9 protein-coding genes are annotated in these 9,029 nt (G+C 65.6%); 1 reads left to right on the top strand and 8 read right to left on the bottom strand.

Features of this window, described 5'->3' with window-relative positions; all coding sequences use genetic code 11:
• From DBZ45_RS19860 to DBZ45_RS19830, 7 genes are all read right to left on the bottom strand, one after another.
• Positions 1–920: D-galactonate dehydratase family protein (locus DBZ45_RS19860; protein ID WP_111903401.1), on the bottom strand; the 920-nt coding region annotated here is incomplete at its 3' end.
• A 72-nt stretch (positions 921–992) separates the two neighbouring features.
• Complete coding sequence (locus tag DBZ45_RS19855) at positions 993–1,985, bottom strand: sugar kinase (protein WP_223257182.1); 993 nt, start codon at positions 1,983–1,985, stop codon at positions 993–995.
• A complete protein-coding gene (locus DBZ45_RS19850; RefSeq protein WP_111905546.1) occupies positions 1,982–2,659 on the bottom strand; it encodes a bifunctional 4-hydroxy-2-oxoglutarate aldolase/2-dehydro-3-deoxy-phosphogluconate aldolase in 678 nt (225 codons plus the stop codon). The genes DBZ45_RS19855 and DBZ45_RS19850 overlap by 4 nt, the downstream gene beginning before the upstream one ends.
• Positions 2,660–2,667: 8 nt before the next feature.
• Complete coding sequence (gene dgoD, locus DBZ45_RS19845) at positions 2,668–3,816, bottom strand: galactonate dehydratase (RefSeq protein ID WP_111905545.1); 1,149 nt, start codon at positions 3,814–3,816, stop codon at positions 2,668–2,670.
• Between the two features lie 11 nt (positions 3,817–3,827).
• Complete coding sequence (locus DBZ45_RS19840; RefSeq protein WP_111905544.1) at positions 3,828–4,718, bottom strand: carbohydrate ABC transporter permease; 891 nt, start codon at positions 4,716–4,718, stop codon at positions 3,828–3,830.
• On the bottom strand, positions 4,715–5,653 hold the full coding sequence (locus DBZ45_RS19835; protein ID WP_102974169.1) for a carbohydrate ABC transporter permease: 939 nt from the start codon (positions 5,651–5,653) through the stop codon (positions 4,715–4,717). Before DBZ45_RS19835 ends, DBZ45_RS19840 begins: the two co-directional genes overlap by 4 nt.
• A gap of 85 nt (positions 5,654–5,738) precedes the next feature.
• Positions 5,739–7,025: an ABC transporter substrate-binding protein gene (locus DBZ45_RS19830; protein WP_111905543.1), complete on the bottom strand. Its 1,287-nt coding sequence runs from the start codon at positions 7,023–7,025 to the stop codon at positions 5,739–5,741.
• A gap of 131 nt (positions 7,026–7,156) precedes the next feature.
• Between DBZ45_RS19830 and DBZ45_RS19825 the strand changes: the two genes are divergently transcribed.
• Entirely contained in the window at positions 7,157–7,924 is a 768-nt protein-coding gene (locus DBZ45_RS19825; RefSeq protein WP_111905542.1) for a FadR/GntR family transcriptional regulator, read from the top strand.
• Positions 7,925–7,953: 29 nt separating this feature from the next.
• On the opposite strand, the gene DBZ45_RS19820 is transcribed toward DBZ45_RS19825, so the two are convergent.
• Entirely contained in the window at positions 7,954–8,826 is an 873-nt protein-coding gene (locus DBZ45_RS19820) for an NAD-dependent epimerase/dehydratase family protein (RefSeq protein WP_111905541.1), read from the bottom strand.
• Positions 8,827–9,029: the final 203 nt, after the last annotated feature.

Genomic DNA, 9,029 nt, shown 5'->3' with positions numbered 1-9,029 from the left:
TCCATGACCTTCTTCAAAGGGCTGATCCCGCCGAAGTGCGTGGAGGCTGCCCGGACGTAGTCGATCAGCTGTTCCTTGATGATGGTCTGGTAGTCGTACACGGTGTTGAAGATTTCACCGATGGCCAGCGGGGTGGTGGTGTGCTGGCGGACCAGGCGCAGCGCCTCCTGGTTCTCCGCCGGGGTGCAGTCCTCCAGCCAGAACAGGTCATACGGCTCCAGGGCCTTGCCCAGCTTCGCGGCCTGGATCGGCGTCATCCGGTGGTGCCCGTCATGCAGCAAAGGCAGTTCCGGTCCGAACTCGTTCCGGACCGCCTCGAACACCGACGGCAGGTGGCGCAGGTAGGCCCGGGTGTCCCAGTCCTCCTCCACCGGGAACGCACCGCGCCCGGCCGGTTCGTAGTCGTACCGCTCCCCCGACGCCTGGGCCTGCGCGGCCACCCCGTACACGGCCTTGATCCCGGGCACCGCGGTCTGGATCCGCACCGACTTGTACCCGAGCTCCAGGTGCTCCCGGACCGAGTCAAACAGCGAGGGGATGTCCGAACCGGACGCGTGCCCGTACGCCCGCAGCCCGTTCCGGGACGCCCCGCCGAGCAGCTGGTACACCGGCATGCCGGCCAGCTTGCCCTTGATGTCCCACAACGCCATGTCCACCGCGGCGATCGCGGCCATCGTCACCGGGCCCCGGCGCCAGTACGAGGACCGGTACAGGAACTGCCAGGTGTCCTCGATCCGGTGCGGGTCCTTCCCGATCAGCAGCTGCGCGACGTGCTCCTTCAAATAGGCAGCAACGGCAAGCTCACGCCCGTTCAGGGTGGCGTCACCAATGCCGGTCACACCGTCCTCGGTGGTGATCCGCAGCGTCACGAAGTTACGGGAGGGGCTTGTCACGAAGACTTCCGCGGCAATAATTTTCACAGGTCCAGGCCTTCCTTCACATCAGCAAGATTTCAAGATTCCGGGCCGGGCGGCCCGATGGCGTTGCAGTCGTCAGCGCTGGGTACTGCCGGCAACGTGGTTGCCCAGCAGTGCGAGTTCACGGGTCCGCGGCAGGCCTTCCCAGTCCCCCGCCGTACTGACGGCGAAGGCGCCCGCAAGCGCGCCGCGGCTGAGGCGTCCGGCCACGTTCTCGCCGTCGAGCAGGGCCGACAGGTATCCGGCGGTGAAGGCATCTCCGGCACCGACAGTGTCGATGCTCGTCACCGGCACAGCCGGCGACTCATGGCGTCCGGCGGCGGTGTGGACGCCGGCGCCGGCGGCGCCGCGTTTGACCACCACTTCCTGCACGCCCAGGTCAAGGAGCTGCTTGGCAGCGAGGGCCTCGGCGGCCTCCGAGGAATCCCGCTCCGCTTCAGGATCTGCTCGTTCCAGGTCCGGCGCCACCAGCTTGAGCTCGTCGTCGGACGCGATCAGGATGCTGGCATACGGCACTACGCGGGCCAACGCAGCCCTGGCCTCGTCACGGGACCAGAGCTTGCTGCGGTAGTTGACGTCCAGTGAGACGAGGATCCCCGCGCGTTTGGCCCGGCTGGCGGCGTATTCGACTGCCTCCTGCGCCTGCGGGCTGAGGGCGGCGGTGATTCCGGTCAGGTGCAGCACCCGGGCGCCGCCGGTGAGGGCCCCGTCGACGTCGTCGCGATTGAGCGTGGATCCGGCGGACGCGGAGCGGTAGTAGTAGGCGCGGGTGACATCGGCCGTGCGCTGTTCCAGAAACATCACGCCCGTGCTGCGGACCGTATCCTCCCGGTGAAGCACGTCGATGCCTTCCCCGCGCAACTGGCGCAGGATGAACTCACCGTGCGGGTCGCTGCCGATGACGCCGGCCCAGCGCACCCGGTGCCCCAGCCGGGCGGCCCCAACGGCGACGTTCGATTCGGCCCCGGCCACGTGCATCGACAGGCAACCGCCGGCAGAGATCGGCCCGCCGGTCCTGAGCGAGACCATGGATTCGCCCAGTGTAAGGAGGTCGACGGCGGGAGTCACCGCTGGCTCTCCACGGCAGTGCGCCCGAAACCGGCGGCCAGGTCCACGAAGCTGCGTGCCCGCGACCGTACCGGCGCCAGGTCCCCGCCGGAGCCGACGTCCCCGAAGAGCGGCCCGCCGAGGCCCACCGCAATGGCACCCGCATCCCAGTACGCCGCGGCCTGTTCGAGGCCGACGCCTCCCACCGCGATGAAGGGAATGTCCGGAAATGGGTCACGCAACGCCTTGAGGTACGGCGGTCCGCCGATGGAGGCCGGGAAAAGCTTGACGGCAGTCGCCCCCCGGTTCATGGCCTCGTAGGCCTCGCTGGGCGTCATCGCACCGGCCAGGACCGGTATCCCCTGCCGGGCGGACTCGTCCACCGATTCGGCCAGCGCGGGGGTCACGGTGAACTGCCCGCCGGCCTCAAGGACGTTGTCCACGTCCCGCACGGTCAGGACTGTTCCCGCCCCCACGAAACAGCCGGCCGGGGCAGCCGCGCGCACTTCGCTGATGGCCTGCAGCGCGCCGGGGGTGGTGAGGGCGATTTCGACGTAACGGAATCCCTCCTCCATGGCAACGAGGGCTGCCTTCGCGGCGGCCTGTCCGTCCGAGCCGCGCACGATGGCCACCAGTCGGCTGTCCCTGATCCCGTTGAGCAGCAGTTCCGGGTTCCCGGTTCCTGTGTTTTCCATTCTGTCCGTCACCATTCCGCGAAGGAGCCGTCGGGGTGCCGCCAGACCGGTCCGCGCCAGGCGTGGCCCTGCTTGTCGGCGGCGCGGACCACGGCTTCGTCGATCTCGATGCCCAGGCCCGGCCCGGTCAGCCGCTCGATGTACCCGTCCACGAACCTGAGCGGGGTTTTGTCCACCACGTAGTCCAGGACCTCGGCGCCCTGGTTGTAATGGATGCCGATGCTTTGTTCCTGGATGAGGAAGTTGGGCGTCGCGAAGCCAACCTGCAGGCATGCCGCGAGCGCGAGCGGCCCCAGCGGGCAGTGCGGGGCGAGCTGCACTTCATAGATCTCGGCCAGCGAGGCGATCTTGCGTGTCTCGGTGATGCCGCCCGCATGGGAGAGGTCCGGCTGCGCCACGGCGATCCCGGCCTGCAGTGCGGGCAGGAACTCCTGCCTGCTGTAAAGCCGCTCACCGGTGGACACCGGCGTGGTGGTGGAGGAGGTGAATTCCCGCAGCAGGTGGGTGTTCTCAGGAACGACGGGTTCCTCCAGGAAGAAGGGCCGGAACGGTTCCAGCAGCGGCGCCACCCGCCGGGCGTTGGCCAGGCTGAAGCGGCCATGGAAGTCGACGGCGACGTCCCGGTGGTCGCCCAGGACTTCGCGGGCGGCCGCAACCCGGCGGACCACGCCGTCGAGCTCAGCGACGGAGGCCACCGGGCTCATCCTGCCGCTGGCGTTCATCTTGACGGCGGTAAGCCCGACTTCCAGCTGGGCGCTGATCTGGTCAGCAACCTCGCTGGGTTCGTCGCCGCCCACCCAGCCGTACATGCGGATCCGGTCACGGACGGGGCCGCCCAGCAGCTGGTGCACCGGGGCGTTAAAGTGCTTGCCGGCGATGTCCCACAGTGCCTGGTCAAGCCCAGACACGGCGCTTGCCAGGATGGGGCCGCCCCGGTAGAACGACCCCTTGGTCATGACCTGCCAGTGGTCTTCGATCCGGAGGGCGTCCTGGCCGAGGAGCAGCTCGGCGAGCTGGTCGACTGCGGTGCGCACGGTCTCGCTGCGGCCTTCGCAGCTCGCCTCGCCCCAGCCCACAATCCCGCTGTCGGTCTCGATGCGGACAAACAGCCAGCGCGGCGGCACCAGGAAGGTTTCTATCCTGCTGATTCGTGTCATTTCCGAGGCCCCTAGCCCTTGGTGGCGCCAGCGGTCAGACCGGAGACGATGTACTTCTGCGTGAACAACGCAATGATCATGATCGGGATGGTCACCACGGTGGCGGCCGCCATCAGCCCGCCCCAGTCGATGCTGGCGTAGGAGACGAAGTCGAAGATGGCCACGGGCAGCGTCTTCGTCTTCGAGCCGGACAGGACCAGGGCGAACATGAAGTTGTTCCACGAGAAGATGAAGGCCAGGATGCCCGCGGTGGCCATGCCGGCCACGGATAGCGGGAGGGTGATGTGGCGGAAGGCGCCGATCGGGGTGAGCCCGTCCACCTGCGCCGATTCCTCCAGTTCGATCGGCAGCGAGTCGAAGTAGCTCATCATGATGTACACGATCAGCGGCAGGGCGACGAACATGTGGCTGAGGATCAGGACTTCGAAGCCGCCCACCATCTTCAGGTTGGAGAAGACGTAGTACCAGGGCACCAGCAGCGAAACGCCCGGGATGACGCGGGCCATGAGCACCACAAGCGCCGAGCGGTGCATGGTGAACCGGCTCATGGCGTAGGCGGCCGGGACGCCCAGGACCAGTGACAGCGCGGTGGAGACGAAAGCCACCCAGAAGCTGTTGAAGATGAAGACGAAGTAGTTGTTGCGCTGCAGGACGTTGGCGTAGTTCTCGGCGGTCGGCGTGAACAGGAACGACTTCCCCGCATCGTAGATGTCCACGTTGGTCTTGAAGGAAGCGAGCAGCATCCAGAACAGCGGCGCGATCAGGAACAGCACCACCGCCACCAGTGCCGCGAAACGGAACACCTTGTACCCGTTGCTGCGCAACGGCTTCCTGCGGCGGGCCGTTCCTCGCCGCTGGCTTGCCGGCGTCTGGGATTCGGTGTTTTCGTGCAGTACGGTCATTTGCTTACCGCTTTCTTGCGCATGGTCAGCAACCACATGGAGCCAATGATGATCATGAAGAACAGGATCAACACGGCGGAGGAGAGCCCGTACTGGTTGTAGTCGAAGCTGAGCCCGTAGGCGTACACATTCAGTGTTTCCACCTCGTGGAATGAACCGCCGCCCTTGCCCTTGGTGGCGTAGAGGATGTCGAACGTCTTGAGCGCGTCGATGCCGCGCAGCAGGATGGCCACGATCACGGTGGGCATCATGAGGGGCAGGGTGACGAAGAAGAAGCGCTGGAAGGCGTTGGCGCCGTCCATGCGTGCGGCCTCATCCGGCTCCTCGGACAGCGAGGTCAGGCCCGCAAGGAGGATGAGCACCACCATGGGAGTCCACTGCCAAACGTCCATGAAGATGGTGGTGGGCAGGGCCGAATCCTGGCCGGAGAGCCACGGCTGGGGTGGAATGCCAACGAGCCCCAGCAACTGGTTGGCGAAGCCGATGTTCGGGTCAAAGATCAGGCGCCACATCATGCCCACTGCCACGGGGGTGGCAACGAGCGGCAGCAGAATGGCCACGCGGACCCACTTCTCGCCGCGGAACGGACGCCACAGGAGCAGGGCGATGCACATGCCGAGGACGACTTCGCACACCAGGGCCACCAGCGTGAAGGACACCGTGCGGCCTACGGCCGGCCAGAACCTTTCGGTGTCCGTCAGCACGGTGAGGTAGTTTTCGAACCCCACGAAATCGGAGGCCGCGCGGACCGATCCCTGGGAGTCGGTCAGGCTCAGGTAGAGGGTCCAGGCAAGCGGAAAAACGATCAGGAGGCCGACGAAGATCATCGCGGGCGCTGCAAACAGCCATTTCCGGTGGCGGTTCGCCCAGGCGGAGAAATTATCCCGGCTGCGCGCAGATTGTCCAGAGGTCCGGGCAGGGGTCAGTACAGACATGGTTCACCTAAGAGTTGGGGGTGAAGGCATTTCGAGTGCGACGGCGGGACAGCAGCGGGGCTGTTGTCCCGCCGTCGCGCTTTACTTACTTGTTTTCGTCGTCCAGGAACTTCTGGAAGGCGGTGTTGGCCTGGTCGGCCGCGGCGGAAGCGTCAGCGCCGGTGATGGAAGCGACGATGGGCTCACCCACGATTTCGCGGGCCTTGCCGACGGTGATGACCAGCGGACGGTCGTGGCCTACGCCCTTTTCAGCACTGACTGCGATGGCGGCCGCAAGGTCCTTCGGGTAAGTGGAAGTGCCGGCCGGATCAGACCAGACAGAAGCCCGGGGCCCGGGGACGCCGGCCTTTTGTGCTTCGAGCGTCCGGTCCTTGCTGGTGGCCCACTTGATGAACTTCCAGGCGTTGTCCTGGTTGCCCGAGGACTGGTTGATCGCGAGGCCCCACGACGGGATGTTGTACGGCTTGGAGCCCGCCGGTCCGGCCGGAAGCGGCGCGAAGCCAACCGTTTCGGCCACCTTGGACTTAGCGGGGTCGGTGGCGTTCTTGTAGAGGGAGTCGGCCTCCGTGTAGAAGGCGGCCTTGCCCTGGGTGAAGATCGCCATGGCTTCCGGCCAGCTCATGTCGGTGCTGACGTTCTTGGGACCGTAGTTCTTGATGAGCCCGCCGTAGAAGGCATAGGCTTTCTTGGCTTCCTCGCTGCCGACGGCGGACTTGCCACTTTCGTCGGTGAAGTCGCCGCCGAAGCTGTACAGGAAGCTGGAGAACTGGGTGACCGCGGTGGACTTGCCGGTGCGGGCAACGAAGCCGGCGGTGTCCGCGGAGGCGATCTTCTTGGCTGCCGCCTCCAGTTCCTCCATGGTCTTGGGCACCTCAAGACCGGCTGCCTTCAGCAGGTCCTTGCGGTAGTAGAGCACCTCGCGTTCGGTGATGATCGGAATGCCCATGACTTTGTCTTCATAGGTCGAAGCCTTGACGGGGCCGTCCTGGTAGTCCTTCCAGTTCCAGTCCGCGTCCTCTGCGACCTTGCTCGTCAGGTCGGCCAGATAGCCGTTCTTGCCGAAGGCCTTGCCCTCCTGGAGAGGTCGATACATCATGACGTCGATTTCGTCGCTGCCCGCGTTGAGCTTGACGTTGTACTGGTCGGACAGCTGGTCTTCACCGAGCTGGGTCAGCTCCACCTTCAGCCCGGTGGATTTTTCGAATTCGGGGATCGCCGCCTTGATCCCTTCGGTCCAGACATGGTTGGCGAGGGTGACCCGGACCGTGTCCGACCCCTTCGAGTCGCTGCCTCCGCCCCCGCCGCAGGCGGTCAGCCCCATCGAGAGGGCCGCGGCCATGGCCGCGTACTTCACTACTGAACGTCGCTTCATTACGACTCCTTGACTCAGGACCGGAGATCCTCCGGCCGCACCAAACGCATCATTGCACTTGCTCAGGCTGCGATCATGGCAAATAAGGCGGACTTAAACAAGCCTTTGCTTGATTCCCGTATGCTTTATTCATGCAAACTCCAAAGGCGGAGCACTCGAAAGACTCGCCCGGGTCGTTTCTGGAACGGCTGGGCCTGGCGATTGCCGACGGCACGCTCGCGCCGCGCACCGTCCTCCGGATCGATGAGCTGGAAGCCGAGCACAAGGTGGCCCGGTCAGTGGTCCGGGAAGCAACGAAAGTGCTTTGTTCCATGGGCATGCTGGAGTCCAGGCGACGGCTTGGAACTGTTGTCCAGGAAGAAGAATGCTGGAATCTCTACGATCCCCAGGTCATCCGCTGGCGCCTGGCCTCCCCGGGACGGCTTGACCAGCTGCGCGCGCTGAACGAACTCCGTGGCGCGATAGAGCCGCAAGCGGCACGGCTCGCCGCGGAACGCATCTCGCTGGAGGACGGCAGCGAACTGGTGTCCCTCGCAGCCCGGCTGTGGGCGGCCGGGCAGGGCGACAAACAGGAACAGTTCCTCACCCTGGATATAGAATTTCACGCTGCGGTGCTCAGGACCTCGGGCAATCCCATGTTCTCCCAGCTGCACAACCTCGTCCGGGAAGTTCTCTCCGGCCGCACCGAGCACGGCCTGATGCCGCACCTTCCGCACCACGAGGCCCTGCAGCTGCATGTGGACGTGGCCAGCGCCATCCAGCGCGGTGAAGCCGAGGCGGCACACGCGGCAATGAGCAGGATCGTTGAGCAGTCCACCCAGGAAATGGGCGACATCTGGTCCCGGCACCAAGGGGGCCCCGCTTCACCGTCTTCCAGGAAAGCGCGAACGGACACCTAAGTCCCGGGACCGCGCTCGGCCCTCGATGCTCAGTCCTCAGTGGGCGTCGTGCGGGTGGAGTGGTAGTTCCGCCAGCTGTGCTCGGGCGCGTAGCCCAGGAGCCGCTTGGCCTTGTCGATGGACAGCAGGGTCTCGTGCTCGCCCAGCTCCTTGGTCACCTTCACCCGAGGGAACACTTCCGCCGCCAGGCTGGCACTGGAGCGGCTCATGACGGTGTCCTCGTTCGCGACGATGAAGGCCTCGAACCCCGGCGTGCGGTATTCCAGCGCGCGCGCCACCGCCTGCGCACCGTCGCGCGCGTCGATGTAACCCCAGAGGTTCCACTTGCGCAGGGCGGCGTCCGCGTCAAAAGACGGAAACTCCTCGTAGTCCTCCGGATCCATGACGTTGGAGAACCGGAGGGCCACGATGCTCAGCTCCGGGTCCCACCGCGTCATTTCGATGGCCATCTGCTCCTCCAGGTGCTTGACCAGCGAGTAGGTGCTTTCCGGCCGGGCCGGATACTCCTCGTCCACCGGGATGTAGGGAGGGTCGACGTCGAACGGCAGTCCCAGCACCGTCTCACTGGAGGCGTATACGATTTTCCTGATGCCGGCCCTGCGCGCCGCCTGGAACACGTTGTAGGTGGACAGCATGTTGTTTTCGAAGGTGGCGGCGTCCGGCACCAGGCCCGGAGCCGGGATGGCGCCCAGATGGACTATCGCGTCCAAGCCCTCGTGCCGGTCATCCAGGCCCATGATGACGTCAACTACCTGCCCGTAGTTACGCAGATCCACGGCGGCGAACTGTGGACTCCGGCTGCCCGTCCGGTCCAGGTTCAGGACCGAATGCCCGTCCGCCACAAGCCTGCGGACCACGTTCCGTCCGAGCTTTCCGCTGCCTCCCGTTACGGCAATTCTCATTGCGGCTTCCTCCTGTTCGCTGGCCAGCCCTGGCCCGGGCGGCCGTGCTCCGATGGCCGCAGCGGCTGTCGCCGCCCGGCACCTTTCCCCCAGCCTAGGGCCCGCGGCTGTAACCGCTGCCATGGCTCGTGAAGAACTGGTGTATATTTTCTCGGTACGGTTTAGCAGAAGGCCGTTGGATTGTTGTTCGATCCGGCACCTTG

It is taken from the genome of Arthrobacter globiformis (genome assembly GCF_003261175.1).
Classification (GTDB): domain Bacteria; phylum Actinomycetota; class Actinomycetes; order Actinomycetales; family Micrococcaceae; genus Arthrobacter; species Arthrobacter globiformis_A.
Note: the sequence above shows the minus strand (reverse complement) of the source record. Positions and strands in the feature narration are given on the sequence as shown.